The organism is Kosakonia sp. 1610, assembly GCF_050435845.1.
Taxonomy (GTDB): domain Bacteria; phylum Pseudomonadota; class Gammaproteobacteria; order Enterobacterales; family Enterobacteriaceae; genus Kosakonia; species Kosakonia cowanii.
Genome location: NZ_JBNDKZ010000004.1, coordinates 156,740 through 180,320, shown reverse-complemented (window position 1 = coordinate 180,320; position 23,581 = coordinate 156,740). Strand labels below are relative to the sequence as shown.

At 56.7% G+C, this 23,581-nt stretch carries 21 protein-coding genes and 1 other RNA gene; 17 read left to right on the top strand and 5 right to left on the bottom strand.

Annotated features, from left to right (window positions below; translation table 11 throughout):
- Nucleotides 1-1,977, top strand: a complete 1,977-nt coding sequence (speA, locus tag ABIC80_RS13930) for a biosynthetic arginine decarboxylase (protein WP_071789546.1) — start codon at nucleotides 1-3, stop codon at nucleotides 1,975-1,977.
- Between the two features lie 119 nt (nucleotides 1,978-2,096).
- On the opposite strand, the gene ABIC80_RS13925 is transcribed toward speA, so the two are convergent.
- Complete coding sequence (locus tag ABIC80_RS13925; protein WP_429177527.1) at nucleotides 2,097-2,855, bottom strand: M48 family metallopeptidase; 759 nt, start codon at nucleotides 2,853-2,855, stop codon at nucleotides 2,097-2,099.
- A 277-nt stretch (nucleotides 2,856-3,132) separates the two neighbouring features.
- Here ABIC80_RS13925 and tkt point away from each other — a divergent pair, with 277 nt between their 5' ends.
- The 8 genes from tkt (at nucleotide 3,133) to ABIC80_RS13885 (ending at nucleotide 12,589) form a co-directional block, all read left to right on the top strand.
- Nucleotides 3,133-5,124 carry a transketolase gene (gene tkt / locus ABIC80_RS13920; protein ID WP_042713595.1) on the top strand — a complete coding sequence of 664 codons (1,992 nt, stop codon included), beginning with the start codon at nucleotides 3,133-3,135 and terminating at the stop codon, nucleotides 5,122-5,124.
- A 231-nt stretch (nucleotides 5,125-5,355) separates the two neighbouring features.
- The gene (locus ABIC80_RS13915) at nucleotides 5,356-6,105 is read left to right on the top strand and encodes a phage antirepressor KilAC domain-containing protein (protein WP_023480846.1); all 750 of its coding nucleotides are present in this window, start codon (nucleotides 5,356-5,358) and stop codon (nucleotides 6,103-6,105) included.
- 411 nt (nucleotides 6,106-6,516) lie between these two features.
- Nucleotides 6,517-7,536: an erythrose-4-phosphate dehydrogenase gene (gene epd / locus ABIC80_RS13910; RefSeq protein WP_429177526.1), complete on the top strand. Its 1,020-nt coding sequence runs from the start codon at nucleotides 6,517-6,519 to the stop codon at nucleotides 7,534-7,536.
- Nucleotides 7,537-7,583: 47 nt separating this feature from the next.
- Complete coding sequence (gene pgk, locus ABIC80_RS13905; RefSeq protein ID WP_042718328.1) at nucleotides 7,584-8,747, top strand: phosphoglycerate kinase; 1,164 nt, start codon at nucleotides 7,584-7,586, stop codon at nucleotides 8,745-8,747.
- Between the two features lie 86 nt (nucleotides 8,748-8,833).
- On the top strand, nucleotides 8,834-9,913 hold the full coding sequence (fbaA, locus tag ABIC80_RS13900) for a class II fructose-bisphosphate aldolase (protein WP_023480871.1): 1,080 nt from the start codon (nucleotides 8,834-8,836) through the stop codon (nucleotides 9,911-9,913).
- 188 nt (nucleotides 9,914-10,101) lie between these two features.
- Nucleotides 10,102-10,962 (top strand): small-conductance mechanosensitive channel MscS, encoded by an 861-nt coding sequence (gene mscS, locus ABIC80_RS13895; RefSeq protein ID WP_200134943.1) that lies wholly within the window; start codon nucleotides 10,102-10,104, stop codon nucleotides 10,960-10,962.
- Between the two features lie 139 nt (nucleotides 10,963-11,101).
- Nucleotides 11,102-11,737: an arginine exporter ArgO gene (argO, locus tag ABIC80_RS13890; protein WP_042718324.1), complete on the top strand. Its 636-nt coding sequence runs from the start codon at nucleotides 11,102-11,104 to the stop codon at nucleotides 11,735-11,737.
- Nucleotides 11,738-11,830: 93 nt separating this feature from the next.
- Complete coding sequence (locus tag ABIC80_RS13885; protein ID WP_023480810.1) at nucleotides 11,831-12,589, top strand: oxidative stress defense protein; 759 nt, start codon at nucleotides 11,831-11,833, stop codon at nucleotides 12,587-12,589.
- Between the two features lie 39 nt (nucleotides 12,590-12,628).
- On the opposite strand, the gene argP is transcribed toward ABIC80_RS13885, so the two are convergent.
- Nucleotides 12,629-13,522: a DNA-binding transcriptional regulator ArgP gene (argP, locus tag ABIC80_RS13880; protein ID WP_023480875.1), complete on the bottom strand. Its 894-nt coding sequence runs from the start codon at nucleotides 13,520-13,522 to the stop codon at nucleotides 12,629-12,631.
- Between the two features lie 162 nt (nucleotides 13,523-13,684).
- Between argP and rpiA the strand changes: the two genes are divergently transcribed.
- Together rpiA and serA are read left to right on the top strand one after the other, a co-directional pair.
- Nucleotides 13,685-14,344: a ribose-5-phosphate isomerase RpiA gene (gene rpiA, locus ABIC80_RS13875; protein ID WP_023480899.1), complete on the top strand. Its 660-nt coding sequence runs from the start codon at nucleotides 13,685-13,687 to the stop codon at nucleotides 14,342-14,344.
- A 265-nt stretch (nucleotides 14,345-14,609) separates the two neighbouring features.
- Complete coding sequence (gene serA / locus ABIC80_RS13870) at nucleotides 14,610-15,842, top strand: phosphoglycerate dehydrogenase (protein ID WP_023480742.1); 1,233 nt, start codon at nucleotides 14,610-14,612, stop codon at nucleotides 15,840-15,842.
- Between the two features lie 41 nt (nucleotides 15,843-15,883).
- Here the strand turns inward: serA and ABIC80_RS13865 are convergent, their stop codons facing one another.
- From ABIC80_RS13865 to zapA, 3 genes are all read right to left on the bottom strand, one after another.
- Entirely contained in the window at nucleotides 15,884-16,480 is a 597-nt protein-coding gene (locus ABIC80_RS13865; protein ID WP_429177524.1) for a 5-formyltetrahydrofolate cyclo-ligase, read from the bottom strand.
- A gap of 21 nt (nucleotides 16,481-16,501) precedes the next feature.
- Nucleotides 16,502-16,685, bottom strand: a non-coding RNA gene (gene ssrS / locus ABIC80_RS13860) — 6S RNA.
- 42 nt (nucleotides 16,686-16,727) lie between these two features.
- Nucleotides 16,728-17,057, bottom strand: a complete 330-nt coding sequence (zapA, locus tag ABIC80_RS13855) for a cell division protein ZapA (RefSeq protein WP_429177522.1) — start codon at nucleotides 17,055-17,057, stop codon at nucleotides 16,728-16,730.
- 227 nt (nucleotides 17,058-17,284) lie between these two features.
- Between zapA and ABIC80_RS13850 the strand changes: the two genes are divergently transcribed.
- From ABIC80_RS13850 to gcvH, 6 genes are all read left to right on the top strand, one after another.
- A complete protein-coding gene (locus ABIC80_RS13850; protein ID WP_023480800.1) occupies nucleotides 17,285-17,863 on the top strand; it encodes a YecA family protein in 579 nt (192 codons plus the stop codon).
- A gap of 26 nt (nucleotides 17,864-17,889) precedes the next feature.
- Nucleotides 17,890-19,203, top strand: coding sequence for a Xaa-Pro aminopeptidase (gene pepP, locus ABIC80_RS13845; RefSeq protein ID WP_200134947.1), 1,314 nt, complete (start codon nucleotides 17,890-17,892; stop codon nucleotides 19,201-19,203).
- Nucleotides 19,200-20,378 (top strand): 2-octaprenyl-6-methoxyphenyl hydroxylase, encoded by a 1,179-nt coding sequence (ubiH, locus tag ABIC80_RS13840; RefSeq protein WP_429177520.1) that lies wholly within the window; start codon nucleotides 19,200-19,202, stop codon nucleotides 20,376-20,378. The genes pepP and ubiH overlap by 4 nt, the downstream gene beginning before the upstream one ends.
- A 10-nt stretch (nucleotides 20,379-20,388) precedes the next feature.
- Nucleotides 20,389-21,591 (top strand): FAD-dependent 2-octaprenylphenol hydroxylase, encoded by a 1,203-nt coding sequence (gene ubiI / locus ABIC80_RS13835; RefSeq protein WP_128482141.1) that lies wholly within the window; start codon nucleotides 20,389-20,391, stop codon nucleotides 21,589-21,591.
- A gap of 422 nt (nucleotides 21,592-22,013) precedes the next feature.
- Complete coding sequence (gene gcvT, locus ABIC80_RS13830; protein ID WP_429177518.1) at nucleotides 22,014-23,108, top strand: glycine cleavage system aminomethyltransferase GcvT; 1,095 nt, start codon at nucleotides 22,014-22,016, stop codon at nucleotides 23,106-23,108.
- Nucleotides 23,109-23,132: 24 nt separating this feature from the next.
- Nucleotides 23,133-23,522 carry a glycine cleavage system protein GcvH gene (gene gcvH, locus ABIC80_RS13825; RefSeq protein ID WP_023481002.1) on the top strand — a complete coding sequence of 130 codons (390 nt, stop codon included), beginning with the start codon at nucleotides 23,133-23,135 and terminating at the stop codon, nucleotides 23,520-23,522.
- The last annotated feature ends 59 nt before the right edge of the window (nucleotides 23,523-23,581 follow it).

The following is a 23,581-nucleotide window of genomic DNA, read 5'->3' as shown; positions in this document are numbered from 1 at the left end:
ATGTCTGACGACATCTCTTCAGTTTCGCCTTCGTCAGCAGGCGAACACGGTGCACTACGTTCCATGCAGGAGGTAGCGATGAGCTCCCAGGAAGCCAGCAAGATGCTACGGACTTACAATATTGCCTGGTGGGGCAATAACTACTACGACGTCAACGAGCTGGGCCACATCAGCGTGTGCCCCGATCCGGATGTCCCCGAGGCGCGTGTCGATCTGGCACAGCTGGTGAAAGCGCGTGAAGCGCAGGGCCAGCGTTTACCGGCGCTCTTCTGCTTCCCGCAGATCCTGCAACACCGTCTGCGCTCGATTAACGCCGCCTTCAAACGCGCGCGTGAATCCTATGGCTATAACGGCGACTACTTCCTGGTTTACCCGATCAAGGTTAACCAGCACCGTCGCGTCATTGAATCCCTGATCCACTCCGGCGAACCGCTGGGGCTGGAAGCGGGTTCAAAAGCGGAACTGATGGCGGTACTCGCCCATGCGGGCATGACCCGTTCGGTGATCGTCTGTAACGGCTATAAAGACCGTGAATACATCCGCCTGGCGCTGATTGGCGAGAAGATGGGCCACAAGGTCTATCTGGTGATCGAGAAGATGAGCGAAATCGCCATCGTACTGGAAGAAGCTGAGCGCCTGAACGTGATCCCACGCCTTGGCGTGCGGGCGCGTCTGGCATCGCAAGGCTCCGGCAAGTGGCAATCCTCCGGCGGTGAGAAGTCGAAGTTTGGCCTGGCGGCGACGCAGGTGCTGCAACTGGTTGAGATCCTGCGTGAGCGCGGTCGTCTGGACAGCATTCAACTGCTGCACTTCCACCTCGGTTCGCAGATGGCCAATATTCGCGATATCGCCACCGGCGTACGCGAATCTGCCCGTTTCTACGTTGAGCTGCACAAGCTGGGCGTGAATATTCAGTGCTTCGACGTCGGCGGCGGCCTGGGTGTCGATTATGAAGGTACCCGTTCGCAATCCGACTGCTCCGTTAACTACGGCCTGAACGAGTACGCGAACAACATTATCTGGGCGATTGGCGATGCCTGCGAAGAGCACGGTTTGCCGCACCCGACGGTGATCACCGAATCGGGCCGCGCGGTGACCGCGCACCATACGGTGCTGGTCTCCAATATCATTGGCGTTGAGCGCAACGAATACACCCCGGCCATTCCGCCGGCGGAAGATGCGCCGCGCGCGCTGCAAAGCATGTGGGAAACCTGGCAGGAGATGCACGAGCCAGGCACGCGCCGTTCGCTGCGCGAGTGGCTGCATGATAGCCAGATGGATCTGCACGACATTCACGTTGGTTACTCTTCCGGCACCTTTAGCCTGCAAGAGCGCGCGTGGGCAGAGCAGCTCTACCTGAACATGTGCCATGAAGTGCAGAAGCAGCTCGATCCGAGCAACCGTGCGCACCGTCCGATTATCGACGAACTGCAGGAGCGTATGGCGGACAAGATGTACGTCAACTTCTCCCTGTTCCAGTCGATGCCGGATGCGTGGGGTATCGATCAGCTCTTCCCGGTGCTGCCGCTGGAAGGGTTGAACCATGCGCCGGAGCGCCGTGCGGTGCTGCTGGATATTACCTGTGACTCCGATGGTGCTATCGATCACTATGTCGATGGCGACGGCATTGCTACAACGATGCCAATGCCCGAGTACGATCCGGAGAACCCGCCGATGCTGGGCTTCTTTATGGTCGGTGCCTATCAGGAGATCCTCGGCAACATGCACAACCTGTTCGGCGATACCGAAGCGGTTGACGTGTTTGTCTTCCCGGATGGCAGCGTAGAAGTGGAGCTTTCTGATGAAGGCGATACCGTGGCTGATATGCTGGAGTACGTGCAGCTCGATCCGGGCAAGCTGTTAACGCAGTTCCGCGATCAGGTTAAAGAGACCGGGCTGGACGATGCGCTGCAGCAGCAGTTCCTCGAAGAGTTCGAAGCGGGTCTCTACGGCTATACCTATCTGGAAGATGAGTAACCTCATCGCACGGCGTGAGCCGCAGTGAAATCAATCCCCTCCCGGCCCAGGCCCGGAGGGGATTTTTTATCGGCGCTGCCGGGGCGTAATAAAAAGGAGGCAAGCGCCTCCTTTATTCATTACTTGATGCCGTCTGCGGCCATACGGTCGCGAATGTGCTGGGCACGAGCTTCCGAAGCCGGGTGATCGTCAAACATTGAGCTTTGACGGCCCTGGTCCATCTTCGCTAGTTTTTCGAAGCTGGTGGCTAAACCGACCGGGTTAATGCCGCGCTTGCGCAGCAGGTCGTAAGAGTAGTCATCCGCTTCCGACTCCTGACGCCGGGAGAACTGTGAGTTGACCAGTTTTTCCCCGAGCGCACCAAGCTGCGACTGGGACAAGCTACCAACCACGCCGCCCGCCGAGGCTGCCGCCGCGCGCACCGCATTGGTACCGAGCGCCACCTGCATCCCTTTCTTCACATGGCCGAGCGCAACGTGGCCCATTTCGTGGCCAACTACCGCTTCGACTTCATTGTCGGTCATCATATCCATCAGGCCGCTGTAAACGCGGATGCAGCCATTCGCCATCGCAAAGGCGTTAACGTCTTTAGTGACATACACCTTGTAGTTCACCTTCTGGCCGTTGATGTTGTCGCCAAGGGCGGCGGCAATTTTGTTCACGCGTTGGCTGTATTCGCTGCTTGCAGGTGCGATGGTGGCTTTACTGTCCATCTGCTTACAGGCGTCGTCACTCAGGGCAATAACCTGCGCATCGCTCAGGGTGTAAGCCTGAAAGGCTTCTGCGCCGGAGCTGAGAAAACCGTTTGAATCCATGTTCTGACAACCGGCAAGCAGGGTGGTCATTCCCAGAGCAAGGAGGGCTGGGCGAATTTTCATTTATTATCTTCCGCAATGATTGAGTCGTTTTTTGCTCCGCCGTTCTTCTACATGAGAGGGCGGTGAGCGCCAGTATAAAGAAGAGAGTGTTGGACGGGCGAGGAGATTGCGCAACTTGCGAGCGGCTTCCAGAGATTTCTGAAGCGCAAAAGGATGCTCCATGTACATGATTACCCGCTTGGGTTACATTGTTGGCACTTTTTTCCGGCGTAGCCCAAAACGCGCTGTCGTCAAGTCGTTACGGGATTAGCCCTTAACAGTCCGATCTGGAGTCAAAATGTCCTCACGTAAAGAGCTTGCCAATGCTATTCGTGCGCTGAGCATGGACGCGGTACAGAAAGCCAAATCCGGTCACCCGGGAGCCCCGATGGGCATGGCAGACATCGCCGAAGTGTTATGGCGTGATTTCCTGAACCATAACCCGACGAATCCTGCATGGGCTGACCGCGACCGCTTTGTGCTGTCCAATGGTCACGGCTCGATGCTGATCTACAGCCTGCTGCACCTCACCGGCTACGATCTGCCGATTACCGAACTGCAGAACTTCCGCCAGCTGCACTCCAAAACGCCGGGTCACCCGGAAGTGGGTTACACCGCTGGCGTTGAAACCACCACCGGCCCGCTGGGGCAGGGGATTGCAAACGCAGTTGGTATGGCGATTGCCGAGAAGACGCTGGCCGCGCAGTTCAACCGTCCGGGTCATGACATTGTTGACCACTTCACCTACGCCTTTATGGGCGACGGCTGCATGATGGAAGGCATCTCTCACGAAGCCTGCTCGCTGGCCGGTACGCTGAAGCTGGGTAAACTCGTTGCGTTCTATGACGACAACGGCATCTCTATCGATGGCCACGTTGAAGGCTGGTTCACCGACGATACCGCGAAACGCTTTGAAGCCTACGGCTGGCACGTTGTTCGCGGCGTGGACGGCCACGATGCCGACGCCATCAAACGCGCCGTTGAAGAAGCACGCAGCGTCACCGACAAACCGTCGCTACTGATGTGCAAAACCATTATCGGTTTCGGCTCGCCGAACAAAGCCGGTACCCACGACTCCCACGGCGCGCCGCTGGGCGACGCGGAAGTGGCACTGACCCGCGAACAGCTGGGCTGGAAACACGCTCCGTTTGAGATCCCGTCTGAGATTTATGCGCAGTGGGATGCGAAAGAAGTGGGTCAGGCGAAAGAGTCTGCGTGGAATGAGAAGTTCGCCGCTTACGCGAAAGCGTTCCCGGAGCTGGCTGCCGAGTTCACTCGTCGTATGAAAGGCGAGATGCCTGAAGATTTCGCAGCGAAAGCCAACGAGTTCATTGCCAAACTGCAGGCGAACCCGGCGAAAATCGCCAGCCGTAAAGCTTCTCAAAACGCTATCGAAGCGTTTGGCCCGCTGCTGCCGGAGTTCCTCGGCGGTTCTGCTGACCTCGCGCCTTCCAACCTGACCCTGTGGTCCGGCTCGAAAGCGATCAATGAAGATGCCGCAGGCAACTACATTCACTACGGCGTGCGCGAGTTCGGTATGACCGCGATTGCCAACGGTATCTCTCTGCACGGCGGTTTTGTGCCGTACACCTCCACCTTCCTGATGTTCGTCGAGTATGCGCGTAACGCGGTACGTATGGCGGCGCTGATGAAGCAGCGTCAGGTGCTGGTTTACACCCACGACTCCATCGGTCTGGGTGAAGATGGCCCTACGCACCAGCCGGTTGAGCAGGTTGCTTCTCTGCGCCTGACCCCGAACGTCAGCACCTGGCGTCCGTGTGACCAGGTTGAGTCTGCGGTGGCGTGGAAATATGCCGTTGAGCGTCACGACGGCCCGACTGCGCTGATCCTCTCTCGCCAGAACCTCGCGCAGCAGGAGCGTTCTGAGCAGCAGCTGGCGGATATCGCTCGCGGCGGTTACGTGCTGAAAGATTGTGACGGTCAGCCGCAGCTGATCTTCATCGCCACCGGTTCTGAAGTGGAGCTGGCCGTTGCTGCGTGGGAACGTCTGACAGCTGAAGGCGTGAAAGCGCGCGTGGTCTCCATGCCGTCTACCGACACCTTCGACAAGCAGGATGCTGCTTACCGTGAAGCGGTGCTGCCGAAAGCGGTCAGCGCGCGCGTGGCGGTGGAAGCCGGTATCGCCGACTTCTGGTGCAAATACACCGGCCTGAACGGCGCAGTTGTTGGCATGACCACCTTTGGTGAGTCTGCGCCGGCAGAGCTGCTGTTTGAAGAGTTTGGCTTCACCGTAGATAACGTGGTCGCCAAAGCCAAAGAGCTGCTGTAATCACCATTGCCCGGTAGCGTTTCGCTTACCGGGCTTGCACTATTCCGTGCCGGAGCAGGCGTCATCGCCCTCCGGCACGTCTACGTTCTGCCCTCACCACGCTCTCCTCTTTTTACTGAATGCTCTCAAAGCACCCTTGATCTATGTGTAAAAAATATACTGGATATCTATCCAGTAAGTTGTATACTATTTCCTCACCTTAACTGATGTGAGTTTGAGTAAGGAGTGAACATGCTGATCTCTGGTGAACATCTCAATTCGCAGGCTGCCGCGTCGACCATCAGCAGCCGCGAAATCGCGAAGCTGACGGGCGTAACCCATGCCGAAGTCAAACGGATGGTTAAAAGCCTGGAAACTGCGCAACGTCTTTCCCAGCCGGTAAGCGCCAATGCTTACGAACGCGAGGGCGAAATGCGGCAGGAGTTTTTGCTCAACAAGCGCGACTCACTGTTGACGGTTTCACGCCTTTCTCCGGCTTTTACCGCCGAAATGCTCGACCGCTGGCAGGAGCGCGAAAAAACCGTCGGCCTGCCGGATTTTACCAATCCTGCCGCAGCGGCACGCGCCTGGGCGGAGCAGTATGAAAAGCGCCAGCGTGCGGAAGCGCAGCTTGCCATTACCGCGCCTAAAGCGGAGTTTTTCGACCAGTATGTGCGGGTTGAAGAGTCGCTCGGTTTCCGCCAGCTGTGCAAAATGCTGCGCGTGAAAGAGCCGCAGTTCCGCCGCTTTTTGCTGGAGCGCAATATCATGCAGCGGGTTAACGGCGCGCTGATGCCACCGCAGTACCATATCGATGCGGGTTACTTTACCGTGCATGGCGGCGTGGGCGAAAACAGCCACAGCTGGTCGCAGGCGCGCTTCACCGCAAAGGGCGTCAAATGGGTGGCCGATCTGTGGGCGAAAGAGCTCTCTTCGCAGCCGGTTGAGATGCCGCGCGCGGATCGTACCGAACCGCAGGTGCCGGAGCGCAGCTGGTTTTAAGCCGCGTTTAGCGCATGGCGTTAGTGCAGAAGTGGGGGGAGTGAAACGGGTTCAGCGTAGCCCTCATCAGCCCGGCTTGTTTAATGCTTCGCAACACACTCTCCCTTCTGATAAACCAGCATGGACGCTTTTCTCTCTCCTTCGTTCGCTTTTCTGGCCCTCAGTTAGACTCTGCCTTTTCCCGTCAATTATTCCAGCAAAAATGTGATGCAAGTCAGATTACTGGCGAATCCGTCTGGACAATCATTCCTTTTATTCCAGCTTTCGCTTATTCTAGCTGAAGCGTTTCAGTCGTTTAAATGTTCGACAAATAAGCAAACAGACGCAGTTCAGGCAGGCGAGGATTCCCCTCTGGTGGCGACTGGATTACTCTGTCATCCACTTCAGGCGGGCTGGCCTTGCAGGAGAGTTATGAGCCTACGCATAGCGATTAACGGTTTCGGTCGCATCGGGCGCAACGTGGTTCGGGCACTCTACGAATCAGGGCGTCGCGCCGAGATCACCGTGGTGGCAATCAATGAACTGGCGGACGCCGCGGGGATCGCGCATCTGCTGAAGTATGACACCAGCCACGGGCGTTTTGCCTGGGATGTGCGCCAGGAGCGGGAGCAGCTATTTATTGGCGACGATGCCATTCGCCTCCTGCACGAAAGCGAGATTTCTGCGCTGCCATGGCGCGAGCTGGGCGTTAATATCGTGCTTGATTGCACCGGCGTTTATGGCAGCCGTGAAGATGGCGAAGCCCATCTGGCGGCAGGCGCGAAAAAAGTGCTCTTCTCTCATCCTGGCAGCAGCGATCTCGACGCAACCATCGTCTTTGGCGTGAACCATACGACGCTGCGTCCTGAAGATCACCTTGTCTCCAACGCCTCCTGCACCACGAACTGTATTATTCCGGTGATCAAACTGCTCGACGAGGCTTACGGCATTGAGTGGGGAACGGTAACGACAATCCACTCGGCGATGCACGATCAGCAGGTGATTGACGCCTATCATGCCGATCTGCGCCGCACGCGCGCAGCCAGCCAGTCAATCATTCCGGTCGATACCAAACTGGCGGCGGGTATCTCGCGCATTTTCCCCCAGTTTAATGACAAATTCGAAGCGATTGCGGTGCGCGTACCGACCATTAACGTCACCGCCATTGATTTAAGCGTAACGGTGCAAAAGCCGGTAAAAGCGAGTGAAGTCAACCAGTTGCTGCAAAAAGCAGCGCAGGGAACATTTCATGGTATAGTTGACTATACGGAATTACCGTTGGTCTCAATTGATTTTAACCACGATCCGCACAGCGCCATTGTCGATGGCACGCAAACCCGGGTCAGTGGTTCGCACCTGATTAAAACCCTTGTGTGGTGCGACAACGAATGGGGCTTTGCTAACCGTATGCTCGACACAACGTTAGCAATAGCTGCAGTGAGTTTCAGGTAAGGCACGCGAGTGTCTACAAAACTTAAGAATCATCGAGAGGATTCACCATGTCTGTAATTAAGATGACCGATCTGGATCTGGCTGGTAAACGCGTTCTAATCCGTGCGGATTTGAACGTACCGGTTAAAGAAGGGAAAGTGACCAGCGATGCGCGTATCCGTGCTTCTCTGCCGACCATCGAACTGGCGCTGAAACAGGGCGCGAAAGTGATGGTAACGTCTCACCTGGGTCGCCCGACCGAAGGTGAATACAACGAAGAATTCTCTCTGCTTCCGGTAGTTAACTATCTGAAAGACAAACTCTCCAACCCGGTTCGCCTGGCAAAAGATTACCTGGATGGCGTAGAAATCGCTGCCGGTGAGCTGGTCGTGCTGGAAAACGTACGCTTCAACAAAGGCGAGAAAAAAGACGACGAAACGCTGGCGAAGAAATATGCCGCGCTGTGCGACATCTTTGTGATGGACGCCTTTGGTACTGCGCACCGCGCGCAGGCTTCTACTCACGGTGTCGGTAAATTTGCTGATGTCGCGTGTGCAGGTCCGCTGCTGGCAGAAGAGCTGGACGCGCTGGGTAAAGCGCTGAAAGAGCCGGCTCGCCCGATGGTGGCTATCGTTGGCGGTTCCAAAGTTTCCACCAAACTGACCGTGCTGGATTCCCTGTCCAAAATCGCTGACCAGCTGATTGTTGGCGGCGGTATCGCTAACACCTTCGTTGCGGCCCAGGGTCATAACGTTGGTAAATCCCTGTACGAAGCGGATCTGGTTGATGAAGCCAAACGTCTGCTGAGCACCTGTGATATCCCGGTTCCGACCGATGTGCGTGTGGCGACCGAGTTCTCTGAAACCGCTAACGCGACGCTGAAATCCGTTAATGACATCAAAGATGATGAGCAAATTCTGGATTTGGGCGATGTTTCCGCGCAGAAACTGGCTGAAATCCTGAAAAACGCCAAAACTATTCTGTGGAATGGTCCGGTTGGCGTCTTTGAGTTCCCGAACTTCCGTAAGGGTACTGAAATCGTGGCGAACGCCATCGCTGACAGCGACGCGTTCTCCATCGCAGGCGGCGGCGATACGCTGGCTGCTATCGATCTGTTCGGTATCGCTGACAAGATCTCCTACATCTCCACTGGCGGCGGCGCATTCCTCGAATTCGTGGAAGGCAAAGTTCTGCCGGCAGTAGCCATGCTCGAAGAGCGCGCTAAGCAGTAAGATCAGCAGGGCGGGGTTACCCGCCTTAATTTCAGCGCGCTATAAGGCACGCATTTTTCCAGGCCAAAGATACAGGACTACGTAACATGTCTAAAATTTTTGATTTCGTAAAACCTGGCGTGATCACCGGTGATGACGTTCAGAAAGTGTTCCAGGTAGCTAAAGAAAACAACTTCGCTCTGCCGGCAGTTAACTGCGTGGGCACTGACTCCATCAACGCCGTTCTGGAAGCCGCTGCGAAAGTTCGCGCACCGGTTATCGTACAGTTCTCCAACGGCGGCGCTGCGTTCATCGCGGGCAAAGGCGTGAAGACTGACGTTCCTCAGGGCGCAGCTATTCTGGGTGCTATCTCTGGCGCGCATCACGTTCACCAGATGGCAGAACACTACGGTGTGCCGGTTATTCTGCACACTGACCACTGCGCGAAAAAACTGCTGCCGTGGATCGACGGCCTGCTGGACGCCGGTGAAAAACACTTCGCTGCGACCGGCAAACCGCTGTTCTCTTCTCACATGATCGACCTGTCTGAAGAGTCTCTGGAAGAGAACATCGAGATCTGCTCTAAGTACCTGGAGCGCATGTCCAAAATGGGCATGACCCTTGAGATCGAACTGGGCTGCACCGGCGGTGAAGAAGATGGCGTCGACAACAGCCATATGGACGCATCTGCTCTCTACACCCAGCCGGAAGACGTGGACTACGCTTACACCAAGCTGAACGCCATCAGCCCGCGTTTCACCATCGCGGCTTCCTTCGGTAACGTTCACGGCGTTTACAAGCCGGGTAACGTTAAACTGACCCCGACTATCCTGCGCGACTCTCAGGAGTATGTTTCCAAGAAACATAACCTGCCGCACAACAGCCTGAACTTCGTGTTCCACGGCGGTTCCGGCTCTTCTGCTCAGGAAATCAAAGACTCCGTAAGCTACGGCGTTATCAAAATGAACATCGATACCGATACCCAATGGGCAACCTGGGAAGGTATTCTGAAGTACTACAAAGATAACGAAGGCTACCTGCAGAGCCAGCTGGGCAACCCGAAAGGCGAAGACCAGCCGAACAAGAAATACTACGATCCGCGCGTATGGCTGCGTGCAGCGCAGACCAGCATGGTGACGCGTCTGGAGCAGGCATTTAAAGAGCTGAACGCAGTAGACGTTCTGTAATTTACGCCGCTCTTTTCCGAAAAGGCCCGCACTTTGCGGGCCTTTTTTATTGCGAATTCAATAAGCTGCTATAGGTGCGAAAAGTTTAACTATTTGGCGAAAGCGCCTCTTTTTGTTTACCCTTTAGGGGGCTGTCCTTTTGGCAAGGGGCGTTTTTTCCGTTTTGGAACAATAGAAGGAAGCACAATATGGAAGATCTTCACGTTGTCGATAGCATCAACAACGCGGGCTCCTGGCTGGTAAATAACCAGGCGCTGCTGTTGAGCTATGCCGTAAATATCGTGGCGGCGATCGCCATCATCATCGTCGGTATGATTGTGGCGCGCGTTATTTCGAACGCCCTTAACCGGGTGATGCGTGCAAGACACATTGACGCCACCGTTGCGGACTTCCTCTCCGCGCTGGTGCGCTACGGTATTATCGCGTTTACCCTGATTGCCGCGCTGGGTCGCGTCGGCGTACAAACGGCGTCGGTGATCGCGGTGCTCGGTGCCGCTGGCCTGGCTATTGGTCTGGCACTGCAAGGATCGCTCTCGAACCTTGCGGCGGGCGTGCTGCTGGTGACCTTCCGTCCGTTCCGCTCTGGCGAGTATGTTGATCTCGGTGGCGTTGCCGGCACGGTATTGCAGGTGCAGATTTTCTCGACCACCCTGCGCACGCCGGATGGCCGTATTATCGTCATCCCGAACGGTAAAATCATCGCGGGCAACATCATTAACTTCTCCCGCGAGCCGGAGCGCCGTAACGAGCTGATTATCGGTGTGGCCTATGATTCGGATATCGACCAGGTCAAACGTATTCTGAACGAGATTATCCAGGCCGATGAGCGCATCATCAAAGATCGCGAGATGACAGTACGCCTCAACGAACTGGGCGCGTCATCGATCAACTTTGTGGTGCGTATCTGGAGTAAAAGTAGCGATCTGCAAAACGTCTACTGGGATGTACTGGAGACCATCAAGCGCCGTTTCGATGAGGAAGGGATTAGCTTCCCGTTCCCGCAAATGGATGTGAATTTAAAACGGGTTAAAGAGCAACCTGACGAGTAAGCACAAGGCCGACACTGTCGGCCTTTTTTATCGCTATCGCCATTAGCCTGGTTAATGGCAGATTAAAATTATCAATTTCACCTAATAATCCCCGCGCGTTATAGTCAGCTTCCTGCAATAAACTGAATGGAAATTTGACGTGTTATCTTATTATTTACAAGGGCTTATGCTGGGCGCTGCTTTAATTTTGCCGCTGGGGCCGCAAAACGCATTCGTCCTGAACCAGGGCATCCGCCGACAGTATCACCTCATGACGGCACTGCTCTGCACTCTGAGCGATGTTGCGCTGATCTGCGCCGGGGTATTCGGCGGCAGTGCGTTACTGATGCAGTCGCCGTGGCTGCTGGCGCTGGTGACCTGGGGCGGAGTACTTTTTCTGTTGTGGTACGGCTTTGGCGCGCTGAAAACCGCCTTTTCCCCTGATATCGATCTGGAAAATGCCGATGCGCTTCGCCAGGGGCGTGGGCAGATCATCGCCACCATGCTGGCCGTTACGTGGCTCAATCCCCATGTCTATCTCGATACCTTTGTGGTGCTCGGCAGTCTTGGCGGGCAGTTAGCGGAGATGCCGAAGCGCTGGTTCGCCCTCGGCACCATCAGCGCCTCTTTTCTCTGGTTCTTCAGCCTTGCGCTGCTGGCCGCCTGGCTCGCGCCGCGTTTGCGCACCGCCACGGCGCAGCGGGTTATCAATATTCTGGTCGGCCTGGTGATGTGGTTTATCGCGCTGAAACTGGCGGTGGAAGGTGTTAACCATTTGCAAGGATTATTCAGTTAAGGTAAGTCCGATGGACAATCAGGCGTAAGTGGCTAAGCTTGCTGCCAGGCGTCCGTCCAACGGGACGTAATTGAGTAACATGGAGGAGTACCTGTGAAACGTAAAGTGATAGCCCTGGCGGCGATGGTGGGTTTCAGCGCAATGGCGGTACAGGCCAGTGAATTGCCGGATGGCCCGCACATTGTCACAACGGGTACGGCAAGCGTGGATGCGACCCCGGATATCGCCACCCTGGCGATTGAAGTGAACGTCGCCGCGAAAGATGCGGCCTCAGCCAAGAAGCAGGCGGACGATCGCGTTGCGCAATACCTGAGCTTCCTGGAGCAAAACGGCATCGCCCGTAAAGATATCAACTCAGCGAACTTACGCACCCAGCCCGATTACGACTACCAGAATGGCAAAAGCATTCTGAAAGGCTATCGCGCTGTGCGCACCGTGGAAGTGACGTTGCGCGAGCTGGATAAGCTTAACTCACTGCTTGATGGCGCGCTGAAAGCGGGTCTGAACGAAATCCGCTCCGTCTCGCTGGGCGTTGCGCAATCGGAGTCCTTTAAGGATAAAGCCCGTAAAGCGGCGATTGATGACGCGACTCGCCAGGCGCAGCAGCTGGCTGCCGGTTTCAATGCCAAACTCGGCCCGGTTTACAGCGTTCGTTACCATGTCTCTAACTATCAGCCGAGCCCGATGGTGCGCATGATGAAGGCCGATGCGCCAGCAGAGTCTGCGGCGCAGGAGACCTACGAACAGCCGACCATCCAGTTTGACGATCAGGTCGATGTAGTCTTCCAGATTGAGCCTAATCAGGCGCAGCAACAGCAGCAGCAACCGCAGTCCACGCCAGCCGCGAAGTAACGCTGGCGTCCCTCTCCTCATTCGGGGAGAGGGGCTCTCTTAATCCTGTCGCAGTACCCGATGACCGAACGCCAGCAGCGCGTCGGTGACGTTGCGCATCATCCGGCTTTCCGGCGCAAAGCGGTGCCAGTAGAGCATACGGCGCTGCAGCAGGCCCGGCGTCAGGTCGATAAGCTCACCGCTCGCCAGCTCTTTCTCGATTTGCAGATGTGGGATCATGCAGCAGGTCGTTCCCTGGCGCGCCAGCTGCACAAAGGCTTCCGATGAGTTAACGATATGGCAGGGGACGCTGCCGGGCGGCAGATCGAAATATTGCTGCAAAAAGGCCTGATGCATATCGTCGAGATGGTCAAACGCCACCGCAGGCGCTTTCAGCAGCGCAGAGCGCGTTACGCCGTTGGGGAAGTAGCGTTCGGCAAACTCTTTTGAGCCAACAAACAGGTAATCGAGGGCGCCCAGTTTATCCACCAGGCAGCTTGGCAGCGCCTGTGGCTGAATACTCACCGCGCCAACCACTTCACCGCGACGCAGGCGCTCCTGGGTGCGGGTTTCATCTTCCACCTGCAAATTGAGGCGAATCGGGGAGTCGACCAGCACCGGCGCCAGCGCAGGCAGCAGCCAGGTTGCCAGACTGTCGGCGTTGACCGCAAGCGACAGCAGCAGCGGTGTGGAGCCGGTTTGCTCGTCGCCAAGCCACTCCTCTTCCAGTAGTTCAACCTGACGCAACAGCGCCAGCAGTTTTTGCCCCTGCTCGGTGGGGCGCGGCGGTACGGTACGCACCAGCAATGGCTGCCCGAACATGTTCTCCAGTTGCTTGATACGCTGTGACACGGCGGATTGAGTAATACAGAGCTTTTGCGCAGCACGCTCAAACCCACGCTCACGAATAACTGCATCAAGTGCCTGTAGTGTTCTGTAATCCGGACGTTTCATTGCTCGGGCAATCTCCTGAAAAATAGTCTTTCGCACTATGACATAAATTTCCCGTCGTGGCAGACGAAAATGGTTGTCGCGTATTGTGACACAGGTCACAGGGACTTTTCGGCAGAGCCTATTTATAATGCGCCTGAAATTTCACACCACAGGCGAACGACCATGACGCAGGATGAACTCAAAAAAGCAGTGGGCTGGGCAGCACTTCACTATGTTGAACCCGGCACCATTGTCGGCGTAGGCACCGGCTCCACCGCGGCACACTTTATTGACGCGCTGGGTACTATGAAAGGGCAGATTGAGGGCGCGGTTTCCAGCTCGGACGCTTCTACCGAGAAGCTGAAAAGCTTAGGCATTACCGTTTTCGATCTTAACGCTGTCGATCGCCTGGGGATCTACGTCGACGGCGCGGATGAGATTAACGATCAGATGCAGATGATCAAAGGCGGCGGCGCGGCGCTGACTCGTGAGAAGATCATCGCCTCAGTGGCGGATAAGTTTATCTGTATCGCGGATGCCTCCAAGCAGGTGCCGATCCTCGGCAAATTCCCGCTGCCGGTTGAAGTGATCCCGATGGCGCGCAGCGCGGTCGCGCGCACGCTGGTCAAGCTGGGCGGCCGCCCGGAGTATCGCCAGAATGTGGTGACGGATAACGGCAACGTCATCCTCGATGTCTATGGTCTGGAAATTCTCGATCCCATCGCGATGGAGAACACCATCAACAATATTCCCGGTGTGGTCACGGTGGGTTTATTCGCGAATCGTGGGGCTGACGTGGCGCTGATTGGCACCCCGGATGGCGTCAAAACCATCGTGAAATGATCTGACCGGGAGGCAGCGGTCTCCCGGTAAAAATCTGACATCGTTAAATTCGGTGATATCTGTCACGTTTTTCCCCTTCATCTCGCATCCCTGCCGCGAGCTTCTGCTTTTCCAGCATTTTTCTCTGCCATTTCCCGCTGGATGACATTTCTTCAGAGCGGCGACGCAAACGTTCATATTGCCGCGATAGTTTTTTTTGATATGTTGGCTAACGCGGTTTTCCTCCGCACAACATCACAGTCAGACATAAAACAGGGTCGGGTAAATGGCAAAGGTATCACTGGAGAAAGACAAGATTAAATTTCTGCTCGTCGAAGGGGTGCACCAGAAAGCGGTCGAAAGCCTCCGTGCGGCGGGTTATAACAACATCGAATTTCACAAGGGCGCACTGGACAGCGAGCAGTTGAAAGAGTCCATCCGCGACGCCCACTTCATTGGCCTGCGATCCCGTACTCAACTGACTGAAGATGTCATCGCCGCAGCGGAAAAGCTGGTCGCCATCGGCTGTTTCTGCATCGGCACCAACCAGGTGAACCTGGAAGCGGCAGCCAAACGCGGTGTGCCGGTCTTTAACGCCCCCTTCTCCAACACCCGTTCCGTGGCGGAGTTAGTGATCGGCGAACTGCTGCTGTTGATGCGCGGCATTCCGGAAGCGAACGCCAAAGCGCACCGCGGTATCTGGAACAAGCTGGCGGTCGGCTCCTATGAAGCGCGCGGCAAAAAGCTCGGCATCATTGGCTACGGCCACATTGGTACCCAGCTCGGTATTCTCGCTGAATCACTGGGGATGCACGTCTTCTTCTACGATATCGAGAACAAACTGCCGCTCGGCAACGCCACGCAGGTGCAGCATCTCTCCGATCTGCTCAACATGAGCGACGTGGTCAGCCTGCACGTGCCGGAAAACGCTTCAACGAAGAATATGATTGGCGAAGAGGAGCTGGCGCTGATGAAGCCGGGCGCACTGTTGATCAACGCCGCACGCGGCACGGTGGTTGATATCCCGGCGCTGTGCGATGCCCTGAAGCGTAAGCATCTGGCGGGCGCAGCGATTGACGTCTTCCCGACCGAACCGGCGACCAATAGCGATCCGTTCGACTCACCGCTCTGCGAGTTTGATAACGTTATTCTGACGCCGCACATCGGCGGTTCAACGCAGGAAGCGCAGGAGAACATCGGCCTGGAAGTTGCCGGTAAGCTGATTAAGTACTCCGATAACGGCTCAACGCTCTCGGCGGTAAACTTCCCGGAAGTCTCCCTGCCGCTGCACGGCGGTCGTCGTCTGCTGCATATCCATGAAAACCGCCCTGGCGTGCTGACGGCACTTAACCAGATTTTCGCCAGCCAGAACATCAACATTGCGGCGCAGTATCTGCAAACTACACCGCATATGGGCTATGTGGTGGTTGATATCGAAGCGGAAGAAGAGGTTGCGCAGACCGCGCTACAGAGCATGAAAGCGATTCCGGGCACCATTCGTTCCCGTCTGCTGTTCTAAGTTGCGTTAGTTGTTCCTCTCCCGTCCGGGAGGGGAACAACCTACCACTCCCACACCGTTGAAGGCGTGACCACCGCAGGCAGCGGAATATCCCACTCCTCTACAGGCAACTTCTCTACGCGCTGGCAATCATGGGCATAACCGACCGGCTGCACGCCATACGCGCGCCAGTTTTGCAGCGTTCTGTCGTAGAACCCGCCGCCCATGCCGAGGCGCTGCCCCTGTTCATCAAAGGCGACTAACGGCGTGATCAGCACGTCAAGCTGGCTTAGTGGAAGCACATCACGCACATCCAGTTTCGGCTCCTGAATTTTCAGACGATTGGTCACCAGTTCGCTGTGCGGATGGTAGTGCAAAAAGAGCAGATTGCCGGGACTGAAAGGGTGTAATACGGGAAGATAAACGCGTTTGCCGCTTCGCCACAGTTGTTCAATCAGCGGTTGTGTATCGAGTTCGCCGTCAAAGGAGAGAAACAGGGCAACGGTATGTGCCATCACAACAGGCGGCCAGGCCATCATGCGCAGTGCGGCTTGTTCAGCGAATTGGCGCTGCTGGGCGCTGGTGATTTCTCGTCGGCGTTGACGAATCTGTTTGCGGATTGCTTGTCGTGACGGAAGTGAATCGGGCAGTTGCGTCATGGTCGTTACTGGTAGAAGAGGGGAATCTCCGAGATGCCGCCGCAGGCTGTAACCCTTGAACCCTTGGTTCAAGGTGAATGTGTCGTCATGATTTTAAGGCTTCTCGGACGGACCGAGCATGCTCACCAACCATGGATCGCCACACTCTGTTGGTATGAAATATCGGCTCAGGGGACTGGCCCGCTTGCAAACATCTCAGAGAATTTTTTAACTTCACTGTCAATCTACCATAGTTGACCTTGAAGTATTATTCAAACTTCGGCCCCGGTCTTTCCGTTATGCGACCCTGATCAAGTAAAGCCTGTTCAATGGTCTGCTGTAATATCTTAATACGCTGCTCCATGCTGGCGGCGTAATCACGGGTTTTTGCCTTTTCCTGAGCAAGCTCGTAGCTGATATTCAGCGCGGCGATAAACACCAACTGCTCAGTATTTGTGACTCTAGTGCGAACCTTCAGATCTTGCAACCGCTGATTCAGATCTTCCGCAGCCTGATTCAGCGCATCTATCTGCTCAGGCGGGCAGTTCACGCGGAGTGAACGGCCAAAAATTTGGATATCGACGGGTTGTGCAGACATGCCACCTTCCTGCTGTTTGACTGCGCTCTGCCTTCGCATTCGAGCCCTGGGCTGCGAAGGGGCGACACTATAAGCGACCCTGGTCAGTACTTTCAACTATTTTACGTCTATACCTTAAGTAATCCGCGTACATGCAATGGCATGTAACGTGAACCATCACGGGTATATCACCAGGGTCCAAAGTGGTAGCATACCATGAATATTTCCCCCAACGACGACGAATGCGCATGTCTATACAGAACGAAATACCTGGTTACAAGGAAGTAGGCCAGTTACTCAACCAACAAGGCGTGGGATTGCATCCTGCTGAAATGCATGGGCTGATCGCGGGGATGCTCTGCGGCGGCAACAAAGACACCTCATGGCAGCCGCTGCTGCATGATTTAACCAACGAAGGGCTGGCCTTCGGCCACGAGCTTGCCCAGGCGCTGCGTGCAATGCATGCCGCCACCAGCGATTCGCTGGAAGATGATGGCTTTCTCTTTCAACTCTATCTGCCGGAAGGCGACGACGTCAGCGTCTTCGACCGCGCCGATGCGCTGGCAGGCTGGGTGAATCACTTCCTGCTGGGTCTTGGCGTCTCACAGCCGAAGCTCGACAAAGTGACCGGTGAAACCGGCGAAGCGATTGACGACCTGCGCAACATCGCGCAGCTGGGCTACGACGAAGACGAAGATCAGGAAGAGCTGGAGATGTCTCTGGAAGAGATTATCGAGTATGTCCGCGTTGCGGCGCTGCTCTGCCACGATACCTTCACGCGCCAGCAGCCGACCGCACCGGAAGTGCGTAAGCCCACACTACACTAATTAGTTTTTTACATGGAGGAGGTGTCATGACACAGCTTGAGTTTCTCCGTCGTCGCCAGGCTTTACTGGCGCAGATGGTTCCGGGTAGCGCGGCGTTGATCTTTGCCGCGCCGGAAGCGACCCGCAGCGCAGACAGTGAATACCCCTATCGCCAGAACAGCGATTTCTGGTATTTCACCGGTTTTAACGAGCCGGAAGCGGTGCTGGTGCTGATCAAAAGCGATGACACCCACAACCACAGCGTGCTCTTCAACCGCGTGCGCGACAAAACCGCTGAAATCTGGTTTGGTCGCCGCCTCGGCCAGGAGGCCGCGCCGGAGAAGCTCGGCGTCGATCGCGCGCTGGCGTTCCCGGAGATTGACGAGCATCTCTATCAGTTGCTCAATGGCCTCGATGCGGTCTATCACGCGCAGGGCGAATACGCTTACGCGGATACCATCCTCTTTGCTGCGCTCGACAAGCTGCGCAAAGGCTCGCGCCAGAATCTGAAAGCGCCCGCCACGCTGACCGACTGGCGGCCCATCGTGCATGAGATGCGCCTGTTTAAATCCGCTGAAGAGATTGAAGTGCTGCGCCGCGCGGGCGAAATTTCTGCGCTAGCCCATACCCGCGCGATGCAGGTGTGCCGCCCGGGCATGTTTGAGTATCAGTTGGAAGGCGAAATTCAGCATGAGTTCAACCGCCACGGCGCGCGCTTTCCCTCCTACAACACCATTGTGGGCGCGGGCGAAAACGGCTGCATCCTGCACTACACCGAGAACGAAAGCGAAATGCGCGCGGGCGATCTGGTGCTGATTGACGCGGGCTGCGAATACAAAGGCTATGCTGGCGATATCACCCGCACCTTCCCGGTCAGCGGCAAATTCACCCCTGCGCAGCGTGAGATTTACGACATTGTGCTCGCCTCGCTGGAACGCGCGCTTGAACTGTTCCGCCCCGGCACCTCCATTCAGGAAGTGACCGGCGAAGTGGTGCGCATCATGGTGAGCGGGCTGGTGAAGCTCGGCATTTTGCAGGGCGACGTTGAAGAGCTGGTTGCACAAAGCGCTCACCGCGCCTTCTTTATGCATGGCTTGAGCCACTGGCTGGGGCTGGATGTGCATGATGTCGGTGTTTATGGCCAGGATCGCTCCCGCGAGCTGGCGCCAGGCATGGTGCTTACCGTTGAGCCGGGGCTCTACATCGCGCCGGATGCCGATGTGCCGGAGAAGTATCGCGGTATCGGCATTCGCATCGAAGATGACATTGTCATCACCGACAACGGCAACGAAAACCTGACCGCCAGCGTAGTCAAAAAAGCCGATGAGATTGAAGCGCTGATGGCGAAGGCGCGCGCATGAGCGTGATCATCGTTGGCGGCGGCATGGCTGGCGCAACCCTTGCGCTGGCGATTTCACATCTGACACAGGGCAAGCTTGCCGTTCATCTGGTGGAAGCCAACGCGCCCGGCGCGCAGGATCATCCCGGTTTTGACGCACGTGCGATCGCGCTGGCGGCGGGCACCTGCCAGCAGCTGGCGCACATCGGCGTCTGGCAGGCGCTTGCCTCCTGCGCAACGCCCATCTCAACCGTACACGTCAGCGATCGCGGCCATGCCGGTTTCGTCACGCTGACGGCGGAAGAGTACCGGCTTGATGCGTTAGGCCATGTGGTTGAGCTGCACGATGTCGGTCAGCGGCTCTTTAAGCGGCTGCAAAACGCGCCGGGCGTTACGCTTCACTGCCCGGATCGCGTCGACCACTTTACCCGTAGTGAAGAGCAGGTGACGGTGACGCTGCAAAGCGGCAAGCAGCTCACCGGCGAACTGCTGGTGGCGGCAGACGGCTCGCGCTCATCGATTGCCGGGCAGCTCAATATCGACTGGCAGCAGTCGCCTTACGACCAGGCGGCGGTGATTGCCAATGTCACCACTTCCGTAGCCCATCAGGGGCGCGCCTTTGAGCGCTTTACTGAACATGGCCCGCTGGCGATGCTGCCGATGTCGCAGGGGCGCTCTTCGCTGGTGTGGTGTCACCCGCGTGAAAAACAGCAGCAGGTGGCGAGCTGGTCAGACGAACAGTTTTGCGATGAGCTGCAAAAAGCCTTCGGCTGGCGTCTTGGCCGCATCCTGCATGCCGGGAAGCGCAGCGTCTACCCGCTGGCGCTCTCCACTGCCAGCTCATCCGTCTCCCATCGCGCCGTGCTGGTGGGAAATGCGGCGCAGACGCTGCATCCCATTGCCGGGCAGGGCTTCAACCTTGGCATGCGCGATGTGATGACGCTGGCGGAAACCCTTTCGCACGCCTTTATCGAACAGAGTGATGTGGGAAGCTATCCGCTGTTGCTGCGTTATAACCAGCGTCGGCAGGCAGATAAAGCTGCCACCATCGGCGTGACGGATGGGCTGGTGCATCTCTTCGCCAACCGCTGGGCGCCGCTGGTCGTTGGGCGCAACCTCGGGTTGATGGCGATGGAACTATTTACCCCGGCGCGTGATGCGCTGGCGCAACGAACCCTCGGTTGGGTCGCCCGTTAAGGAGCTAAGAGTGCAGAGTGTTGATGTTGCGATTGTCGGCGGCGGCATGGTGGGTCTGGCATTAGCCTGCGGCCTGCAAGGGAGCGGGCTGCGCGTGGCGGTGCTGGAACAAACGGTTCCCGAGCCGCAGGCTGCGGATGCCCCTCCGGCGCTACGCGTCTCGGCGATTAACGCCGCCAGTGAAAAATTGCTGACGCACCTTGGCGTCTGGTCAAACATCGTTGCCGGGCCGGTCGGCTGCTATCACGGCATGGAAGTGTGGGAGAAAGACAGCTTCGGGCGCATCTCCTTTGACGATCTGAGCATGGGTTACAGCCATCTGGGCTACATCATTGAGAACACGCGCATTCACCACGCGTTGTGGGAGCAGGCGCAGCAGTGCAAAGATGTCACGCTGATTGCGCCAGCCGAGTTGCAGCAGGTCGCCTGGGGGGAGAACGAAGCGTTCCTGACCCTGAAAGAGGGCACTATGCTGACGGCGCGACTGGTGGTGGGTGCTGACGGCGCTAACTCGTGGCTGCGCAACCGTGCGGATATTCCGCTCACCTACTGGGATTATCACCATCACGCGCTGGTGGCGACGATCCGCACCGCCGAGCCGCACCAGGCTGTTGCGCGCCAGGTTTTCCATAATGATGGCATCCTCGCGTTTCTGCCGCTGAACGATCCGCATTTATGCTCGATCGTCTGGTCGCTTCCGCCAGAGCAGGCGAAGGCGATGCAGGAGAGCAGCGCTGAGGCGTTCAACCAGGCGCTGACCGTGGCCTTCGATAACCGCCTCGGTCTGTGCGAGCTGGAGAGCGAACGCCAGACTTACCCGTTAACCGGACGTTACGCGCGGCAGTTTGCCGGGCATCGGTTAGCGCTGGTGGGCGATGCGGCGCACACCATCCATCCTTTAGCAGGCCAGGGCGTTAACCTCGGTTTTATGGATGTGGCTGAGCTGATTGCTGAGCTGCGTCGTTTAAGCCGTGACGGCAAAGATATCGGTCAGCATCTGTACCTGCGCCGCTACGAGCGCAGCCGTAAACATAGCGCCGCGATGATGCTGGCGAGCATGCAGGGTTTCCGCGAACTGTTTGCCGGTGCGCATCCGGCGAAAAAGCTGCTGCGCGATATCGGGCTGAAACTGGCGGATACGCTTCCTGGCGTTAAACCGCAGTTATTGCGTCAGGCTTTAGGGCTTAACGATCTGCCAGAGTGGTTACGTTAACTGCGTCACACTTTCCCTTCCCGGCCCCGGGAAGGGAAGCTCCCCTCTCATTTGAAATATTCTAATTTCACCCTCATTCTCAGATTAGTTTTTCTCATGTCGTTAATTTTGGCTCACGCGCTTTTTTGCTTTTAACTGGCAGTAAATGCTAATTACCTGCCCAATAAGCGCGCAGAAGTGACCTCTTATCCGCGTGTTTCAGGGATTTTTCGCTATATTTCACTACAGTTATCTCAGGGCAATTTGGTCATAAGCTAATGTGATGACCGGTTTTTCCTTATGGTTAAGCGCACCTTTCGGTGATAAGTTCAGGCCAAAGAGAACGTTTGCGTCACCGCCTGTAACAGGGCATCGACACGCTTTTTGCCGCCGGAAAGGCGTTGCGAAAAACGTGATAGCTCAGCGTATTCGATGAGGAAAAGATGGCTCAGCAGACCCCTTTATTTGAACAACATACTCAATGCGGCGCCCGCATGGTCGACTTCCACGGCTGGATGATGCCCCTGCATTACGGCTCGCAGCTTGATGAGCACCACGCGGTGCGCACCGATGCTGGCATGTTTGATGTCTCTCACATGACCATCGTTGACCTGAAAGGCAGCCGGACCCGCGAATTTCTGCGCTATTTGCTGGCAAATGATGTAGCGAAGTTAACCAAGCCCGGCAAAGCGCTCTACAGCGGTATGCTTAATGCCTCGGGCGGCGTGATTGATGATTTGATCGTCTACTACTTCACCGAAGATTTCTTCCGCCTCGTTGTTAACTCCGCCACCCGCGAAAAAGACCTCTCCTGGATTTCCCAACACGCCGAACCTTATAGCATCGACATCACCGTGCGCGACGATCTCTCTCTGATCGCGGTGCAGGGCCCGCATGCGCAGGAGAAAGCCGCCAGCCTGTTTACCGACGCGCAGCGCGCAGCGGTCTCTGGCATGAAACCCTTCTTCGGCGTGGAAGCGGGCGACCTCTTTATTGCCACCACCGGTTACACCGGTGAAGCCGGGTATGAAATTGCCCTGCCGAATGAAAAAGCCGCCGACTTCTGGCAAGGCCTGCTGAATGCGGGCGTAAAACCCTGCGGGCTCGGCGCGCGCGATACGCTGCGCCTGGAAGCGGGCATGAACCTTTACGGGCAGGAGATGGATGAAGGCGTCTCGCCGCTGGCGGCCAACATGGGCTGGACCATCGCCTGGGAGCCGCAGGATCGCGACTTTATCGGACGTGATGCCCTTGAGCAGCAGCGCGAAAAAGGCACCGAGCAGCTGGTTGGCCTGGTGATGACCGAAAAAGGCGTATTGCGTAATGAACTGCCGGTGCACTTCACCGATGCGCAGGGCAATGTGCAGAAAGGGGTGATCACCAGCGGCAGCTTCTCGCCGACGCTTGGCTACAGCATTGCGCTGGCCCGCGTTCCGGCAGGGATCGGTGAGACCGCCGTAGTGCAGATCCGCAACCGCGAAATGCCGGTCAAAGTGACCAAACCTGTTTTTGTGCGCGCCGGCAAAGCGGTCGCGTAACGTTATTTTTCTGGAGAGAAAACAATGAGCAATGTACCAGGCGATCTGAAATACAGCAAAGAACACGAGTGGCTGCGTAAAGAAGCGGACGGCAGCTACACCGTTGGTATCACCGAGCATGCGCAAGAGCTGCTGGGCGATATGGTGTTTGTTGACCTGCCGGACGTCGGCACCACCGTTAGCGCTGGCGATGACTGCGCCGTGGCGGAGTCGGTAAAAGCGGCATCCGATATTTATGCACCGATTGGCGGTGAAATCGTTGCGGTCAACGACAGCCTGAATGACTCGCCGGAGCTGGTGAACAGCGCGCCGTATGGTGAAGGCTGGATCTTCAAAATCAAGGCCAACGATGAGGCAGAAGTCGAAGCGCTGTTAGACGCAACCGGCTACAGCGCCCTGTTAGAAGACGAATAATGGTGTGCCGGATGGCGCGACGCGTCTCCGGCCAACCTTTACGTCCATCAACAGGCCGG